The organism is Roseomonas mucosa ATCC BAA-692 (genome assembly GCF_000622225.1).
In the GTDB taxonomy this organism is placed as follows: domain Bacteria; phylum Pseudomonadota; class Alphaproteobacteria; order Acetobacterales; family Acetobacteraceae; genus Roseomonas; species Roseomonas mucosa.
Genome location: NZ_JHWD01000013.1, coordinates 106,569 through 122,041, shown reverse-complemented (window position 1 = coordinate 122,041; position 15,473 = coordinate 106,569). Strand labels below are relative to the sequence as shown.

The window sequence follows — 15,473 nt, the reverse complement described above, 5'->3', positions numbered from 1 at the left end:
CCGCGGATCAGGATCGGCCATCGCGGCCGCCCACGGCAAAGGCCGGGCAAACTCCACGCCGATAAGGCCTACGACCACCGTCGCTGCCGCCGGGAGTGCCGCGCCCGTGGCATCACCCCGCGCATCGCACGCCGTGGCATCGAGAGCAGCGCCCGCCTCGGACGACACCGCTGGGTGGTGGAGCGTACCTTCGCCTGGCTCGCCCGCTACCGACGCCTGACCATCCGCTACGAGCGCCGCGCCGACATCCACCTCGCCTTCACCACACTCGCCTGCGCCCTCGTCTGCCTCGGCCAGATTAGGCGGTTCTGTTAGGCGCTCTAAGCAAGGGCCTCTTCGGCAAGGTGACGCATACGGTGCGCGCCGTGGACGGGATCTCCTTCGACCTCCAGCCGGGCGAGACGCTGGGCCTGGTCGGCGAATCCGGCTCCGGCAAGAGCACCACCGGCCGGCTGGTGCTGCGGCTGGAGGAACCGACGGCCGGGCGCGTCTTCTTCGAGGGCGAGGAGATCAGCCGCCTGCGCAAGCACAGCCTGCGCCGCGTGCGCCAGCGCCTTCAGGTGGTGTTCCAGGACCCCTATGCCTCGCTGAACCCGCGCATGCGCGTGGGCGACAGCGTGGGCGAGCCGCTGACCAACCACGGTGCGGTGCGTGGCCGCGCGGCGCAGCGCGAGAAGGTGGCGGAGCTGTTCCGTCTCGTTGGCCTCGATCCGCGCTTCATGGACCGATTCCCGCACCAGTTCTCCGGCGGCCAGCGGCAGCGCATCGGCATCGCCCGCGCCATCGCCCTGCGCCCCAGGCTGATCGTGGCGGACGAGCCGATCACCGCGCTCGATGTCTCGATCCAGGCGCAGATCGTGAACCTGTTCATGGACCTGCAGGAGGAGATGGGCATGGCCTATCTCTTCATCGCGCATGACCTGGGCATGGTGCGCCACCTCTGCCACCGCGTCGCGGTGATGCTGCGCGGCCGCATCGTGGAGCTCGGCAGCACGGCGCAGGTCTTCGGCGATCCGCAGCACCCCTATACCAAGGCGCTGCTTTCCGCCGCGCCGATCGCCGATCCGGACCGGGAGCGTGCCCGGCAGCGCCTCTTCTACGAGCCGAAGCCCGCCGCGCCGGACGCAGCGCTGCGCGAAGTCTCGCAGGGGCATTACGTGCTGGCCTGAGCGCGGCCCCGTTCCGCCAGGGACCGGGGAGTTCAGCGCAGCGGGAAGCCCAGCCTGCCCAGCGCCTCCCGCAGCCGGTCCCGCCCCGCCATGGCGCGCAGCGTGCCCCAGCGCGCCATGGCCCGCTGCGTCCAGGTATAGGGGCTGCGCTCCTGCCCCCTGCTGAAATCCTCCAGCGCCGCGTCGTAGCCGGGCAGGGCGCGCATGTCCGCCTCCGGGTCGTAGCGCCCGTGATGCAGGACCGCCGACTGCGGCAGGCGCGGCTTCACCGCCCCGCCATCCGGCGCGGGATAACCGACGCAAAGGCCGAAAACCGCCGTGGCGCCGGGCGGCAGGCCGAGTTCCGCCGCCACCGCCTCCAGATCGTTGCGCAGGGCGCCGATATAGACCGTGCCGAGGCCCAGGGATTCCGCCGCGACCACGGCGTTCTGCGCCGCCAGCCCGGCATCCAGCGCGGCGACGAGGAAGGTTTCCAGGAAGGGCAGGCCTTCCAGGGGGCGCCCTGTCCGCTCCGCCAGCCGGGCATGGCGCGACAGGTCCGCCAGGAAGACGAGGAAGAGCGGGCATTGCTCGACATGCCGCTGGCCGCCCGCCACCGCCGCGAGCCGCCGCTTGCTGTCCGGATCGCTGACGGCGACCACCGACCAGGCCTGCATGTTCGAGGAGGTGGCCGCCGACTGCGCCGCCGCGACCAGCGCCTCCAGTGTGCCCTCCGGCAGCGGGTCGGGCCTGTAGGCCCGCACCGAGCGGTGGGAAAGCAGCAGCTCCAGCGCCGGATTCCAGGGGATGGTGATGGCGGGGGCGGCCTCGCCATAGCGGGCACGCAGGGCGGCGGCGGATTCGGTCATGGGCATCCGGTCCAGATGGGATCGTGTCGTCCGGCAGGTTCGGGCGGCTTCTGCCGCGGGGCAACATGGCCGCGGCAGGCAACACCCGTCCCGGCCACGCGTTGACGCAGCGCACAGGACGCAAAGGAGACCGCCATGCCCGCACGCCAGGTGAAGGGCCGCAAGGTACGCTACGCCGTGGTGGGTGGCGGCTGGATCTCCCAGGCCGCCTTCATGCCCGGTGTCGGCCAGACAGGAAATTCCGAGATGACGGCGCTGGTGACGGGCGATCCCGTGAAGGCGGAGAAGCTGGCGGCGCTGTACGGGCTGAAGAGCTACCACTACGACGACTACGACAGGCTGCTGGCCTCGGATGAGATCGACGCGATCTACCTCGCCCTGCCCAACGACCAGCACGAGAAATTCGCCGTGCCCGCGCTGGAGGCCGGCATCCACGTTCTGCTGGAAAAGCCGATGGCGGTGAGCACCTCGCAATGCGAGGCGATCAACACCGCCGCGAAGGCCTCGGGCGCGAAGCTGCTGATTGCCTACCGCCTGCATTTCGAGCCCGGGACGCTGGAGGCGATCCGTCGTGTCCGTTCCGGCGAGTTCGGCGAGATCCGCTCCTTTGTCTCGAACTTCAGCCAGACCGTCAGCCCCTCCAACCACCGCGCGAAACATGGCTACTGGGCCGGGCCGGTGACGGATATGGGACCCTATCCGCTGAACGCCGTGCGCAACCTCTTCGGCGCGGAACCCGTCGAGGTCTCCGCCATGGGCATCCGCACGCCGGGCTCGGGCATGGACCTTGACGACACGGTGTCGGTGACGCTGCGTTTTCCGGGTGAGCGGCTGGCGCAGTTCACCGTCAGCTACACCGGCGCCAGCACCGGAACCTACCGCGTCACCGGCACAAAGGGCGACCTCTATGTCGAGAACGCCTATGGCTTCGGCCCCGGCGTCTCGCCGAAACACGTCGCCACCGTGGAAGGAGAGACCGCCACGCGCGAGTTCCCGGTGGTGGACCAGTTTGCCGGGGAGACGGATTATTTCTCCGACTGCATCCTGAACGGCCGCGATCCGGAGCCCGGCGGCGAGGAGGGGCTGCTTGACGTGCGCGTGCTGGAGGCGATCGAGCGGGCGCTGGAAACCGGCCAGCCGCAGACCCTGCCTCCGGCCCAGCGCAGCCGCCCGATCGATCCCGGCCAGGGCCGCGAATTCCCGCTGGCCGAGGCGCCGGAACTGATCGACGCCAAGGAGCCGGGGGAGGGCTGAAAGCCTCCGGTCCGGGCCGGGCTTGCCCCGGCGGGCCGGACGCGTGATGGGAGGGGCATGTCCGGCCTGTTCCCTCCCATCGAACCTTACGCCTCCGGCCATCTCGACGTGGGGGAGGGGCACCGTCTCTACTGGGAGTGTTGCGGCAATCCGGCAGGGATGCCGGCGCTGGTGCTGCATGGCGGGCCGGGTTCCGGTTGCTCGCCCAGCGCCCGCCGCGCCTTCGATCCGGCACGGCACAGGATCGTCCTGTTCGACCAGCGGAACTGCGGCCGCAGCACGCCCCATGCTGGCGGCGAGGGGATCGGCCTCGCCAACAACACCACCGCGCATCTCCTGGCCGACATCGAGCGCCTGCGGGAGCATCTGGGGATCGGAGGCTGGCTGTTGCGCGGCAGTTCCTGGGGTTCCACCCTGGCGCTCGCCTATGCCCAGCAACATCCGAAGCGCGTGACGGGGATCGTGCTTTCCGCCGTCGCCACCACCACGCGGCGGGAGATCGGCTGGATCACCCGGGGTGTCGGTGCCTTCTTTCCATGGGAATGGGCGCGTTTCGCGGCCGGCGTGCCGGAGGCGGAGCGCGGCGGCTGTCTGGCGGACGCCTATCACCGGCTCCTGATGCATCCCGACCCGGCGATCCAGGACAAGGCGGCGCGGGACTGGTGCGACTGGGAGATGGCCATCGTCGTCGTCCAGCCGGGGCACAGGCCGCACCCCCGCTACCAGGACCCTGCCTTCCGTCTTGGCTTCGCGCGGCTGGTCACGCTCTACTGGCGCCACGCCGCTTGGCTGGAGGAGGGCATCCTGCTGCGCCGGATGGACCGGCTGGCCGGCATCCCAGGCGTGCTGATCCATGGGCGGCTCGATCTCGGCAGCCCGCTCGCCACGGCCTGGGAACTGCATCGCGCCTGGCCCGGCAGCGAACTGGTGGTGCTGGAGGAGGCCGGGCATGACGGCCGCGACACCGGCATGGCCGAGGCGGCGGTGGCGGCGATCTGGCGCGTGGCGGACCGCGCCCCGGCGGGCTGAGCCGGAATCACCCCCGCCAGATCACCTCCGGCCCGATCGCGGCGAGGTTGCGGCAGCCGGTCAGCGCCATCGCGGCCTCCAGCTCCGTGCGCAGGATCTTCAGCAGATGCGCCACGCCCACAGGCCCGCCGACCGCCAGGGCGTGCAGCACCGGCCGCCCCACCAGCACCGCCTTAGCGCCCAGGGCCAGCGCCTTCACGATATCCGTGCCGCGCCGGATGCCGCCATCGAGCAGGATGGGCAGTTGCCCGCCCAGCCGCTCCGCCATCGGGGGCAGCAGGTCGATGGTGGCCGGCAGGGTGTCCAGCGCCCGGCCGCCATGGTTGCTCAGGACGATCCCGGCCATGCCTTCCCCGGCGGCGCGCAGCGCGTCCTCCGGATCGGTCACGCCCTTCAGCAGGATCGGCAGGCGCGTGCCGGCACGCAGCCATTCCAGGTCCCGCCAGGTCGGCGCGGCGTCGAGCATCCCCCGGAAGACCGCGCTCTCCGCCATGCCGGCCCGGTTCGGCGGGGCGGGCGGCAGGCCGCGCAGATGCACCGCCTCGATCCCTGGCGGCAGGGCGAAGCCGGCCCGGGCCTCGCGGTTGCGGATGCTGACCGGCGCATCCACGGTCAGCACCAGCGCGGTGCAGCCGGCGGCCTCAGCCCGCTGGATCAAAGCGCGGGTGAAGCCCCGGTCGTGCTGCGGATAGAGCTGGAACCAGAGCGGCGCCCGCCCGCCGCCCGCCGCGTATTGCGCGGCGACCTCCTCGACCGGCACGCTGGACTGCGTGCTGACCACCAGGCCCGCCCCGACCGCGGCGGCGCCTAGCGCGGTGGCGGCCTCGCCGCCCGGATGCGCCAGCCGGTGGAAGGCCATCGGGGCCACCAGCACCGGATGCTCCAGCGCAGCGCCGAGGAGATCCAGCCGCGTGTTGGCGCCGTCCATCCCGGCCAGCACGCGTCCGCGCAGCCGGAGCCGGTCGAAGGCTTCGCGGTTCCAGCGGAGCGTCAGCTCGTCCGCGCTGCCGCCCGAGAGATAGGCCCAGGCGGCCGCGTCCATGTGCTGCCGCGCCTCGGCCTCGTAGTCGGCGGCGCAGACGATGCCGGGTGGGATGGGAGGGACGGCGAAGCTCAACGCGGACCCTTTCGCGGATTGGCCGTGGCGCGGCCATCCTAGCCGCCCGGCCGGATGGCGACAGCCTTGCCGGGGTCGCGCGAACACGAAAAAGCCCGGCCCCGCAAGGGAGGCCGGGCTCGGTCATGTTAGCCGGGCGTGGGGCCGGATACCCGGACCCGTCCCCGCTCAGCGCGTGCCGGAACGGTCCGTGTCGCGGAAGTCGCTGTCCCGCCAGGAACGGTTCTTGGCCTCGCCCTCGTGGCGCGCGTGATCGGCGCGACGGTCGCGGCCCTCGCCCTGCGGGCGGCCGCCCGACGGCTTGCGGTCACCCGCGAACTGCGGGCGGCGGGCATCGCCGCGGCCGTGGCCGCCGGCGCCGTGCCCACCCGCCGGTCGGGGCGCGCCGCCGGGGCGGCCCTGGCCGCCACGGCCGCGATTCGGCTGGCGCCCGGGCGCGCGCGGCACCGGGCCGGTCGGGATGTCGCCCTCGGCCGGAACCGCCTGGCGCGTCAGCTTCTCGACCGCGCGCAGCAGCGGCACGTCGTCCAGCGACACCAGGGCGATGGCCTCGCCCGAGGCGCCGGCGCGCGCGGTGCGGCCGATGCGGTGGACATAGGTCTCCGGCACTTCCGGCAGGTCGTACTGGATCACATGCGTCACGCCGGACACGTCGATGCCGCGCGCGGCGATGTCGGTCGCGACCAGGATCGGCGCCGTGCCGCGCTTGAAGGCGTCGAGCGCGCGCTCACGCTGGCCCTGGCTCTTGTTGCCATGGATCGCGTTGGCGGCGAGCCCGTCCTGCTCCAACTGCTTCACGATGCGGTCAGCGCCGTGCTTGGTGCGGGAGAAGACCAGGGTGCGGCCCACTTCCGGCTTGCGGAGGATGTCGGCCAGCACCGTGCGCTTGCCGTCGCGGCTCACATGGATGGCGCGCTGGTTCACCCGCTCCGCGGTGGTGGCGACGGGCGTGACCTCGACCTTCACCGGCTCGCGCAGCAGGTCCTTGGCGAGCGAGGCAATGGCCTCCGGCATGGTGGCCGAGAAGAACATCGTGTGGCGCTGCTTCGGCAGCATCCCCGAGATGCGGCGGATCGCGGGCCAGAAGCCCCGGTCCAGCATCTGGTCGGCCTCGTCGAGGATGAAGGCCTCCAGCGAGTCCAGGCGGCAGTTGCGCGTGCCGATATGGTCCAGCAGGCGGCCCGGCGTGGCGACGATGATGTCCACGCCGCCCGACAGCGCGCGGCGCTGCGGGTTCTCCGGCACGCCGCCGAAGATCAGCGCGCTGCGCAGGCCCAGGTGGCGGCCATAGGCCTTGATGCTGTCATGGATCTGCGCCGCCAGTTCCCGCGTCGGCGACAGGATCAGCGCGCGGCAGCCGGTCGGCGGGGCACGGCGCTTGTCCATGATCAGGCGGTGCAGCAGCGGCAGCGCGAAGGCCGCGGTCTTGCCGGTGCCGGTCTGGGCGATGCCCAGCACGTCCCGCCCTTCCATGGCGGCCGGGATGGCCTGGGCCTGGATCGGGGTCGGGGTGGTGTAGCCCTCTTCGTCCAGCGCGCGCAGGATGGGCGACGCGAGGCCGAGGGTCAGGAAATCGGTCATCAGTGTTCGATCGGTCCGTGAAGCGCCCGGCCCATGGCTTCCCTGGGGCAAGAGCGTCTTCCAGTGGGCCGCGAACGACGCGGATGGCGGCCCGGGAGAAGGTTGCTCCGCCGCAGGGCCATGATGGAAGCGGCCCGCTCGCGTCAGGGAGCATGACCGGCGCGGATCGCCGGTGGGCGGGATATGGACTGTTGCAGTGCAGGATGCAAGCGCGGCCGTGGACGCACGGGTCGGCGCTGCGCCCGGCGCGGGGCGGGGGCTGCTCCGGCTCCGCCCCAGATCCCTGGCGCCCGCCCGCCCGCCCGCCCGTGCGATGCCGATGCCGCGAGCGGCCGTTCCGGATTCCGGCCGAATCCCCCATCCGCGCGTTGTGGCGGTGTCGGAAAGGGATGAACGCGATGGACGACAACCGGGTCTGGGATTTCGAGACGAGCCTCTGGACCGCCGATGCCAAGCATTACCGCGACTCGATCGACGACGAGTGCCTGATGGTCCTGCCGGAACCGCCCTATGTGATGAGCGGGCAGCAGGCTATCGCGGCGGTGTCGGACACGCCGCGCTGGACCAGGGTGACGCTGAGCGAGCGGCAGGTGATGCGCCCGCAAGAAGGGCTGATCGTGGTGGCCTACAAGGCCGAGGCGGAGCGCGAGGGCTCGCAGCCCTACGTGGCGCACTGCACCTCCACCTACCGCCGCCTGGGGCATGAGGAGTGGCGCGTGGTGCAGCACCAGCAGACCCCGCCGCTCACCGTGGGCGGCTGATCCGCGCCGGATCGACGCGAATCGCCGCGCGGCGCTACCTGTGGCGCGGGAAGGGCGCGAGGCGGACATGACGGCGCGGAGCCATCGCTACAGGGTCACGGTGGTCTGGACGGGCGACCGCGGCGAGGGCACGGCGCATTACCGCGCCTATGGCCGCGACCACCGCATCGAAGCCCCCGGCAAGCCGCCGGTCGAGGGCTCTTCCGACCCGGCCTTCCGCGGCGACTCCGCCCGCTGGAATCCGGAGGAACTGCTGCTCGCCTCGCTCTCCGCCTGCCACAAGCTCCAGTACCTGCATCTCTGCGCCGAGGCCGGGGTGGTGGTGACGGCCTATCGCGACGAGGCCGAGGCGGAGATGGTGGAGGAGGGCACGGGCGGCCGCTTCGTCGCCGCGACCCTTCGCCCGCAGGTCACGATCCGCGCCGGCTGCGACGCGGAACTCGCCTGCACCCTGCACCATGCGGCGCATACGCGCTGCTTCATCGCCAGCTCGGTCAATTTTCCGGTAGCCTGCGAGCCGGCGATCCGGGAAGCGTAGCCTCGCCTCAGGCCGTCGGCAGGCGGCGGAATCCCGGTTCGTCCGGCGCCTCGGAGAAGGATTCCACCAGCTCGTCCACCCGCGCCAGGGGCGGGCCCAGGCGGCAGGCGGACAGTACGTCGCGCACGGCGGCCTCGTCGCCGGACAGGAGCGCCTCCACGGACCCGTCCTGCCGGTTGCGGACCCAGCCGGCGAGACCGTGCGCGCGCGCCTCGCGCAGCAGCCAGTCGCGGAACCCCACCCCATGCACGCGGCCCCGGATGCGGATCAGCCGGGCTGCCATCAGTGCGCCCTCGCCAGGAAGAGCAGCCGGGCGGACAGTGCCACGTCGGCCGCCAGCCTCTCGCGTCGGGCCAGGGCCTCGGCATCCTCGCCCCAGAGGGCTTCCTGGTAGGTCTCGTCCAGGATGGAGAGCCGGTGCGCGGCGACCGGGTCCAGCGCCCCGGCCGAGAGCGCCAGGCCGAGCACGAGGCTGCCCAGCGCCGGCACGGCGAGGCCCAGGGCGGAAAGCTCCAGCGGCGAATGCTGCGCCACCACGCCATGCAGACGCTCCAGCGCCTCCGGGTCCTGCCGGCGGTAGGCGATGCCGCTGGTCGGGTGCAGGCGGGCGCCATGGCAGGCCGCGCACCAGTCGAGGATGGGGTCCCAGTCCGCCGCCTCCAGTGCGGCGAGGCGGCGATCCTCGGCGCGGTAGCAGAGCAGGTCGGTCTCGGCGTAGCGGGCAATGGCTTCCACCGTTGGGCCGGGGTCCGGTGCGATCCGGTCCAGCCCGGTGCCGGCGAGGCGGGTGAGCGGCACCTCGTCCAGGCTCATCTCGCCGCCCTTCCCGCTGCCCGCCTGCTGCCACTCCCCGGCCACGGCCTCGGCCAGCGGGCGGCTGGGCAGGGTGAAGCCGGCGGCGCGGCCATCAACGCCGGGCAGGCGCAGCGGCTTTCCGTCGAGCGTGATGGCGAAGCCGCCAGGCACCTCGGCATAGTCGGCCCGGTCCCAGAATCGCTTCATCGCGGGTCCTCCGGAGCGGCTCCACCCCATCCGGGCGGGGGCGGAGCACTTCTCTCCCCTCTGCGGTTGGCGGAAGCGCTCTCCCGGCGGAACGCTCCGCGACAATTCGTTCCCGGCCCTCGCCGAACCTTCGGCCGGAGGGTTTCCCGACGGGAACAGCAGGCTTCCCCTGATCTAGACCAGATCGTCGCCATGGCAAATGCGGCTGGAGCGCTGCCGCTCCGGCGTGTCAGCGCCGCAGCAGGCCCCGCAGCAGGTCGCCGACGCCGCCCTGCCGGTTCTCCGGCGCGGCCGGGGCCGGCACCGGCCCCTCGCGCCCGCCCCGGGCGATCCGGAGCTGCGCGGCGCAATCGGCCTCGCTGTCGCCTTCGCCGAGGATCTGGCCCAGAGCCTGGTTCAAGGTCTGGCCCAACGTGCCGCCGGGATCGTTCCGGCGGTTCGAGAGCTCTTTCAGGATCGCGGCGCCGGCGCTGGCCGCGCCCTGCGGATCGGCACGCAGGCGCGGCTGCGCCAGGGCACCGTCCACCACCACCGGGATGGCCAGACCGATGCCGCCGAGGCGGGCGCGGGGCAGCAGCCGCAGGTCCAGCCGCTCCTGCCCCAGATCGACCGAGCCGGAGCCCAGCACGCTGGCGATGTCGGTTTCCAGCAGCATCGCCTGGGCGCTGGCCACGCCGTCCCGCGCCTGGAGGCGCAGGGCGAGGCAGCGCACCGCCTCGCTGCCGTTGCGCGGGGCATTGGGAAGCAGCAGGCGTCGCAGGTCGCCCGCCACCGCGTCCAGCAGGCTGATATCCACCCGCCCATCGGCCAGGGCGAGGCCGAGCGAGCCGTTCAGCCCGGCGGCCATCTCGCGCAGCGTCCTTCCCCTGGCAGACAGCGCGGTTTCCGCATCGAGCATGCCGCTGACGCCACCGGGCAGGCCCAGGGCGGGAAGCAGCGCCGCGAGGTCGACCGAGGGGGCATGGGCGGAAACATCCAGGCTGGGCGGGCTGGCCGCGCCCTCCGCCGCCACGCGCAGAGCGATCCGGCCCCCCGCGCCGTCGATGGCCAGCGGATCGGCCAGCAGCCGCCCGCCATGCAGGGCCAGCACCGCCTCGCCGTTGCGCCAGTCCAGCCGGCCGGCGCGCAGCAGCCCGACCCGGAGGCGGAGATCGGCCTCAAGCGCGGCGAGGCGGTCCAGCGGCACCGGCAGGTCGGGAATGACCTTACGGCTTCCGGTGGGCAGGGCGGGTGGTGCGGGGGCGACCGGGGCGGTGGGCGTGGCGCCGCCGGCATCCTGGCCCGCCCCTTGGCCTGTCCGCTGGCCCGCATCCGCCTTTGCCGCCGGGGCGGGCGGCAGGGGCGGCGGGATGGCGTCGAGATCGAGCCGTGCGACGTCGATCCGCCCGTCCACCGCCGGCACGCTGCCGGGCCGCAGCCGCAGATCGCCCGTCGCCTCGGCCTGTTCCGAACGCAGGGAAAGGTTCCGCAGCCCGACCCAGCCCTCCGCCTCGCCCACCAGATGCGTGCTGGCCTCCAGGCTCCGCAAGCCGGGCAGGGGCAGGTGCGCCCGCTGCCCGAGGGTGCGGAGGTCCTGGATCTTCAGGGAAAGGTCCATCGCCGCGCCTTCGGGGCCCGGTCCCGCCAGCGTACCGCCAAGGGACAGGGCGAGATCCTCGCCGGTCACCGAGAGCTGCAGCGGCCAGGGGCCGCCCCGGCCCGACCGCACCGCCCGCGGCGGCGGCAGGTCGGCCCTCCAGCTCAGCGGCAGGTCGCCGATCTGGGCCTCGCCGGTGGCGGAAACCCGGGCGCCGAGATCCGGTGCGGTGACCGTGATGGGGCCCAGCGAGATGTCCGGCCCGCTGTCGCGGCGGGGCAGGTCCACCTTGCCCGCGGCGAGGCGGATCGACGTCGGACCCCCAGGTGCGAGGTCCATATCGAGGGCAAGGTCCTCGGCCGGCGGCAGCGCCAGTCCCGGCACCAGCATCGCCAGCCGTGCGGTGTTGTCGGCGGAGACCCTGAGCCGGCCGGACCAGACGTTTCCGGAGAAGGTGCCCGAAAGCTGCGCCTGTATCCCCTCGCCGGACAGGGAGGCGTCGATGGGCCAGTCCTGGGCGGAGGGCCGCCCCGGCTGGGTTCCCGATTGGGCGGAAAGCAGGCCGGACAGGCTGCCGCCACGCGCGTCCAGCGACAGGGCGAGACCCCGGAAGCCGACATCGCCCATCATGCGGAGCGTGCCGTCGCCCTCGGTGTGCAGGGCCAGCGCAGGCAGCGCCAGCTGCTCCGTCTGGCCGGAACGCATGTCGTGCCAGACCGCCCTGCCGTCGCGCAGCTCCACCTGGCGCAGCTCCACCGCATAGCCCTGGACGGGGCGGCCCCCGGTGGAAGCGGCACCCGGTGCCGGGGCGGGCCGGGAATCGGGCGCCTGCGCTGGGGCAGCGGCCGGATGGAAGCGCCAGTTGGGCTGCCCCGCGGCATCCGTCTCCAGCAGCAGTTCCGGCGCCACCACCGTCAGGTGCCGGATCTCCAGCCGCTGCGACAGCAGCGGCAGCAGCGCCACCTCCGCCTCCACGCGGCGGGCGGTGAACATCTCGGGCCGCGAGCCGCCCGGGGCATTGGCGAAGCGCGGGCCTTCCAGCACCACGGTCGGCACCAGGGCCAGCTTCAGCCCCACGGGGCCGGACAGGGTGAACGGGCGGCCCGTGGCGGCGGTCACCGCGCTTTCCACACGCCGGCGCAGGTACTCGCCATCCAGCAGCACAGACAGGGTGGCATAGCCCAGCAGCGGCAGGGCCAGCACCACCCCGCCCGCGATCCACCAGCCCCGGCGGCGGCGTGGCGGGGTGGGCTCGCGGCCTGGCGGAAGCCCCGCGGGCGGTTTCAGGGGTGGTCCCGGCGGGCGCCCGCCATCCATCGGCGCCTCGGGCGTGGCCATTAGCCGCGTATCCAGCGGGAGCGAGGGGTCTTCGGGCGATCGAAGCCGAGAAAGACGAAGGTCTCGTTCATGTGCGGCGGCAGCGGCGCCGCCACCTCCAGCCGCCCGCCCTCGGGGTGCGGCACGGCGATGGCCCGGGCATGCAGGTGCAACTGGCCGGACAGGTCCTCCAGATGCGCCGTCGAGCCGCCATACTTGCCGTCGCCCACGATCGGGCATTTCAGCGCCGAGGCGGCATGGACGCGGAGCTGGTGCGTACGGCCAGTGAGCGGGTTCATCTCCAGCCAGGCGGCATGGCCGCGCGCCGCGTCCACGGTGCGGTAGTCGGTGACGGCGCGGGTGCCCTCGCCATCCTCGGCCGGGGCGGTGCGCTCGCCACGGGCGCCGGCCAGCTTGGCGAGCGGCATGTTGATCCGCCCCTCGCGCGGCGTGGGCACGCCGGCGACCACGGCCCAGTAGGTCTTCTCCGCGTCGCGCCCCCGGAAGGCGGCGGCCAGCTTCGCGGCGGCGGCGGCGGTGCGGGCCAGCAGCAGCACGCCGGAGGTGTCGCGGTCCAGCCGGTGGACGAGGCGCGGCCGCTCCTCCGCGCCGAAGCGCAGCGCGTCCAGCATGGCATCGAGGTTGCGGGTGATGCCCGGCCCGCCCTGGACCGCCAGCCCGTGCGGCTTGTCGAGCGCGATCACGCTGTCGTCGCGGTAGATCACCATGCGCTCCAGCATCGCCGCGTCGCGTTCCGAGACCTCGCGGACCGGCTTCGGCGCCGGGGCGCTGGGCATGGGCGGGATGCGGATCTCCTGCCCGGGGGCGAGGCGCGTGCCGGTCTCGGCCCGCTTGCCGTCGACACGGATCTGCCCGGTGCGCAGCATCTTCTGCAGCGCACCCTGGGTCAGGGCGGGATAGTGCCGGCGGAACCAGCGGTCGAGGCGCAGATCGGCCTCGTCTGCCGCGACGGAGCGGGTGGAAACGGTCATGACGGGGCGGGTTTAGCATCGCCGGGGGCCGGGCACAGCCCGCCGCGACGTGGTTCCGTGGCGACGGGCGCGGGCAGGAGGCCGGCGCCCATCCCCGGCAGCCGGGCGCCCGGGCCATGCGGGCGCGTTGAGTGGGGGAGGCGACATGCGGGCCGAACCGGGGCAGGTTCGGCCCAACCACGCCACCGGAGCAGCAGGGCCCAGCATGAGCCAGCAGGACGACACCCACTTCTACGAGCCGGCCAAGGGCCACGGCCTGCCGCACGACCCCTTCAACGCCATCGTCGGGCCACGTCCGATCGGCTGGGTCTCCACCCAGGGCCAGGATGGCAGCGTCAACCTCGCGCCCTACAGCTTCTTCAACGCCTTCAACTACACGCCGCCGATCATCGGCTTCTCCTCCACCGGGGCGAAGGACAGCCTTCGCAATGCGCGGGAAACGGGGGAGTTCGTCTGGAACCTGGCGACGCGCGAGCTGGCCGAGGCGATGAATGCGAGCTGCGCCCCGGTGCCCTACGGCACCGACGAATTCACCCTGGCCGGGCTGGAGAAGGCGCCCTCGCGCCTCGTCGCGCCGCCGCGCGTGGCGGCGAGCCCGGTGCAGTTCGAATGCAAGGTCTCGGAGATCGTCCAGCTCAAGGGCTATCGCGGCAACCCCGCCCAGGCCTGGCTGGTGCTGGGGGAGGTGGTGGCGGTGCATATCCGCCGCAGCCTGCTGAAGGAGGGCATCTTCGACACCTTCGGCGCCGGGGTGATCCTGCGCGCCGGCGGGCCGAGCGCCTATGCCGCGATCGGGCCGGAGAACCGCTTCGACATGCGCCGGCCCGGTTGAAGGGCGGCCGCCGGGTGCCTCCCGGCGGTCAACCCTCGGCCTGCCCTTCGTTCCGGCGCTGCGCCCGCAACTCCTCCCACTGCTCCAGCCGCGCCGCCATCCGGGCCTCGGCGCCCCGGTCGGTGGGGCGGTAGAAGCGGCGCCGCGCCATCCCCTCGGGGAAGTAGTCCTGGCCGGAGAAGGCATCCTCCTGGTCGTGGTCGTAGGCATAGCCCTGACCGTAGCCGAGCTGCTTCATCAGCCTGGTCGGCGCGTTCAGGATATGCGCGGGCGGCATCAGGCTGCCCGTCTCCGCCGCGGCGGACTGGGCTTCCTTCCAGGCGACATAGGCGGCGTTGGACTTGGGTGCCGCGCCCAGATGCAGCACGAGCTGCGCCAGGGCCAGCTCCCCCTCCGGCGAGCCGAGCCGCTCATAGGCCTGCCAGGCCGCCAAAGCGAGGTGCAGCGAGGCGGGATCGGCGGCGCCGATATCCTCCGAGGCGAAGCGCAGCAGGCGGCGGGCGATGTAGCGCGGGTCCTCCCCGCCCCGGACCATGCGGGCGAACCAGTAGAGCGCGGCATCCGGGTCGGACCCCCGCAGCGACTTGTGCAGGGCCGAGATGAGGTTGAAATGCTCCTCCCGGTCCTTGTCGTAGAGCGCGGCGCGCCGGGCCAGCAGTTCCGATAGCCCCCGCGCATCCAGCGGCGCCGTGCCTTCGGGCAGGGCGAGAAGCTGTTCCGCCATGTTCAGCAGGTAGCGCCCGTCGCCATCGGCCATGGCGCGCAGCGCGGACCGCGCCGCCTCGTCCAGCGGCAGGGGGCGCCCGGCCTCCGCCGCCGCGCGGTCCAGCAGCAGGTCCAGCGCCGCGTCGTCCAGCCGCCGCAGCACCAGCACCTGGCAGCGCGAGAGCAGGGCGCCGTTCAGCGCGAAGGAGGGGTTCTCGGTGGTGGCGCCGACCAGCACCACCGTGCCGTTCTCCACCACCGGCAGGAAGCCGTCCTGCTGCGCCCGGTTGAAGCGGTGGATCTCGTCCACGAAGAGCAGCGTGCCCTGGCCGTTCTGGCGCCGGGCGCGCGCCTCGTCGAAGGCGCGCTTGAGGTCGGCGACGCCGGAGAAGACCGCCGAGAGCGGCGCGAAGCGGAGCCCCGCTTCCTCCGCCAGCAGGCGCGCGATGGTGGTCTTGCCCACCCCGGGTGGCCCCCAAAGGATCAGCGAGGCCAGGGCGCCGCGGTCGAGCATCCGGCGCAGGCTGCCCTGCGGGCCGAGCAGGTGGTCCTGCCCGACCACCTCCGCGAGGCGGCGCGGGCGCAGGCGGTCGGCCAAAGGGGTCGCAACCGGGGCGCCGCCGGAGCGTGTGGCGCCCGGTCCGGATGCGGGGGCTTCGCCGCTGGTCTCGTGTGGCTGGCCGAACAGGTCCGGCGCGGCATGGGGGGCCTCGGGGGCACGCTTGGGCGGCATGCGACGCAACCTAACGCAT

15 protein-coding genes are annotated in these 15,473 nt (G+C 73.1%); 7 read left to right on the top strand and 8 right to left on the bottom strand.

Annotated elements, in window-relative coordinates; genetic code table 11:
• The coding region (locus BT98_RS0114450; protein ID WP_027297258.1) for a transposase at nt 1-315 on the top strand (315 nt) is incomplete at its 5' end.
• A gap of 29 nt (nt 316-344) precedes the next feature.
• Nucleotides 345-1,169: an ABC transporter ATP-binding protein gene (locus tag BT98_RS24485; protein WP_239371359.1), complete on the top strand. Its 825-nt coding sequence runs from the start codon at nt 345-347 to the stop codon at nt 1,167-1,169.
• 32 nt (nt 1,170-1,201) lie between these two features.
• Here BT98_RS24485 and BT98_RS0114440 read toward each other — a convergent pair whose 3' ends face one another.
• The gene (locus BT98_RS0114440) at nt 1,202-2,017 is read right to left on the bottom strand and encodes an NADPH-dependent oxidoreductase (protein WP_019461174.1); all 816 of its coding nucleotides are present in this window, start codon (nt 2,015-2,017) and stop codon (nt 1,202-1,204) included.
• A gap of 135 nt (nt 2,018-2,152) precedes the next feature.
• On the opposite strand from BT98_RS0114440, the gene BT98_RS0114435 reads away from it, so the two are divergent.
• Both BT98_RS0114435 and pip read left to right on the top strand, forming a co-directional pair.
• Nucleotides 2,153-3,271, top strand: coding sequence for a Gfo/Idh/MocA family protein (locus BT98_RS0114435; protein ID WP_019461175.1), 1,119 nt, complete (start codon nt 2,153-2,155; stop codon nt 3,269-3,271).
• Nucleotides 3,272-3,328: 57 nt separating this feature from the next.
• On the top strand, nt 3,329-4,300 hold the full coding sequence (pip, locus tag BT98_RS0114430; protein ID WP_026033197.1) for a prolyl aminopeptidase: 972 nt from the start codon (nt 3,329-3,331) through the stop codon (nt 4,298-4,300).
• A 7-nt stretch (nt 4,301-4,307) separates the two neighbouring features.
• Here the strand turns inward: pip and BT98_RS0114425 are convergent, their stop codons facing one another.
• Nucleotides 4,308-5,417: an alpha-hydroxy acid oxidase gene (locus BT98_RS0114425; RefSeq protein WP_019461177.1), complete on the bottom strand. Its 1,110-nt coding sequence runs from the start codon at nt 5,415-5,417 to the stop codon at nt 4,308-4,310.
• Between the two features lie 168 nt (nt 5,418-5,585).
• Entirely contained in the window at nt 5,586-6,998 is a 1,413-nt protein-coding gene (locus tag BT98_RS24480) for a DEAD/DEAH box helicase (RefSeq protein WP_019461178.1), read from the bottom strand.
• Nucleotides 6,999-7,396: 398 nt separating this feature from the next.
• Here BT98_RS24480 and BT98_RS0114415 point away from each other — a divergent pair, with 398 nt between their 5' ends.
• Nucleotides 7,397-7,759 (top strand): nuclear transport factor 2 family protein, encoded by a 363-nt coding sequence (locus BT98_RS0114415; RefSeq protein ID WP_026033198.1) that lies wholly within the window; start codon nt 7,397-7,399, stop codon nt 7,757-7,759.
• 67 nt (nt 7,760-7,826) lie between these two features.
• Entirely contained in the window at nt 7,827-8,297 is a 471-nt protein-coding gene (locus tag BT98_RS0114410; RefSeq protein WP_026033199.1) for an OsmC family protein, read from the top strand.
• 7 nt (nt 8,298-8,304) lie between these two features.
• Here BT98_RS0114410 and BT98_RS0114405 read toward each other — a convergent pair whose 3' ends face one another.
• The 4 genes from BT98_RS0114405 to BT98_RS0114390 all read right to left on the bottom strand — a co-directional run bounded on the left by BT98_RS0114405 (nt 8,305) and on the right by BT98_RS0114390 (nt 13,184).
• A complete protein-coding gene (locus BT98_RS0114405) occupies nt 8,305-8,580 on the bottom strand; it encodes an acylphosphatase (protein ID WP_019461181.1) in 276 nt (91 codons plus the stop codon).
• Nucleotides 8,580-9,299, bottom strand: a complete 720-nt coding sequence (locus BT98_RS0114400) for an ATP12 family chaperone protein (RefSeq protein ID WP_019461182.1) — start codon at nt 9,297-9,299, stop codon at nt 8,580-8,582. The genes BT98_RS0114405 and BT98_RS0114400 overlap by 1 nt, the downstream gene beginning before the upstream one ends.
• A gap of 229 nt (nt 9,300-9,528) precedes the next feature.
• Complete coding sequence (locus BT98_RS0114395; RefSeq protein ID WP_019461183.1) at nt 9,529-12,213, bottom strand: AsmA family protein; 2,685 nt, start codon at nt 12,211-12,213, stop codon at nt 9,529-9,531.
• Nucleotides 12,213-13,184: an RluA family pseudouridine synthase gene (locus BT98_RS0114390; protein ID WP_019461184.1), complete on the bottom strand. Its 972-nt coding sequence runs from the start codon at nt 13,182-13,184 to the stop codon at nt 12,213-12,215. Before BT98_RS0114390 ends, BT98_RS0114395 begins: the two co-directional genes overlap by 1 nt.
• Nucleotides 13,185-13,389: 205 nt before the next feature.
• Between BT98_RS0114390 and BT98_RS0114385 the strand changes: the two genes are divergently transcribed.
• The gene (locus BT98_RS0114385; RefSeq protein WP_019461185.1) at nt 13,390-14,016 is read left to right on the top strand and encodes a flavin reductase family protein; all 627 of its coding nucleotides are present in this window, start codon (nt 13,390-13,392) and stop codon (nt 14,014-14,016) included.
• Between the two features lie 28 nt (nt 14,017-14,044).
• Here BT98_RS0114385 and BT98_RS0114380 read toward each other — a convergent pair whose 3' ends face one another.
• Complete coding sequence (locus BT98_RS0114380; RefSeq protein ID WP_027297256.1) at nt 14,045-15,454, bottom strand: replication-associated recombination protein A; 1,410 nt, start codon at nt 15,452-15,454, stop codon at nt 14,045-14,047.
• Nucleotides 15,455-15,473 lie beyond the last annotated feature (19 nt).

What these genes read in the sequence shown, in the direction of transcription:
- BT98_RS0114440 (WP_019461174.1), bottom strand. Translation starts at nt 2,017, where the DNA reads ATGACCGAATCCGCCGCCGCCCTGCGTGCCCGCTATGGCGAGGCCGCC.
- BT98_RS0114435 (WP_019461175.1), top strand. Translation starts at nt 2,153, where the DNA reads ATGCCCGCACGCCAGGTGAAGGGCCGCAAGGTACGCTACGCCGTGGTG.
- pip (WP_026033197.1), top strand. Translation starts at nt 3,329, where the DNA reads ATGTCCGGCCTGTTCCCTCCCATCGAACCTTACGCCTCCGGCCATCTC.
- BT98_RS24480 (WP_019461178.1), bottom strand. Translation starts at nt 6,998, where the DNA reads ATGACCGATTTCCTGACCCTCGGCCTCGCGTCGCCCATCCTGCGCGCG.
- BT98_RS0114415 (WP_026033198.1), top strand. Translation starts at nt 7,397, where the DNA reads ATGGACGACAACCGGGTCTGGGATTTCGAGACGAGCCTCTGGACCGCC.
- BT98_RS0114410 (WP_026033199.1), top strand. Translation starts at nt 7,827, where the DNA reads ATGACGGCGCGGAGCCATCGCTACAGGGTCACGGTGGTCTGGACGGGC.
- BT98_RS0114405 (WP_019461181.1), bottom strand. Translation starts at nt 8,580, where the DNA reads ATGGCAGCCCGGCTGATCCGCATCCGGGGCCGCGTGCATGGGGTGGGG.
- BT98_RS0114400 (WP_019461182.1), bottom strand. Translation starts at nt 9,299, where the DNA reads ATGAAGCGATTCTGGGACCGGGCCGACTATGCCGAGGTGCCTGGCGGC.
- BT98_RS0114395 (WP_019461183.1), bottom strand. Translation starts at nt 12,213, where the DNA reads ATGGCCACGCCCGAGGCGCCGATGGATGGCGGGCGCCCGCCGGGACCA.
- BT98_RS0114390 (WP_019461184.1), bottom strand. Translation starts at nt 13,184, where the DNA reads ATGACCGTTTCCACCCGCTCCGTCGCGGCAGACGAGGCCGATCTGCGC.
- BT98_RS0114385 (WP_019461185.1), top strand. Translation starts at nt 13,390, where the DNA reads ATGAGCCAGCAGGACGACACCCACTTCTACGAGCCGGCCAAGGGCCAC.
- BT98_RS0114380 (WP_027297256.1), bottom strand. Translation starts at nt 15,454, where the DNA reads ATGCCGCCCAAGCGTGCCCCCGAGGCCCCCCATGCCGCGCCGGACCTG.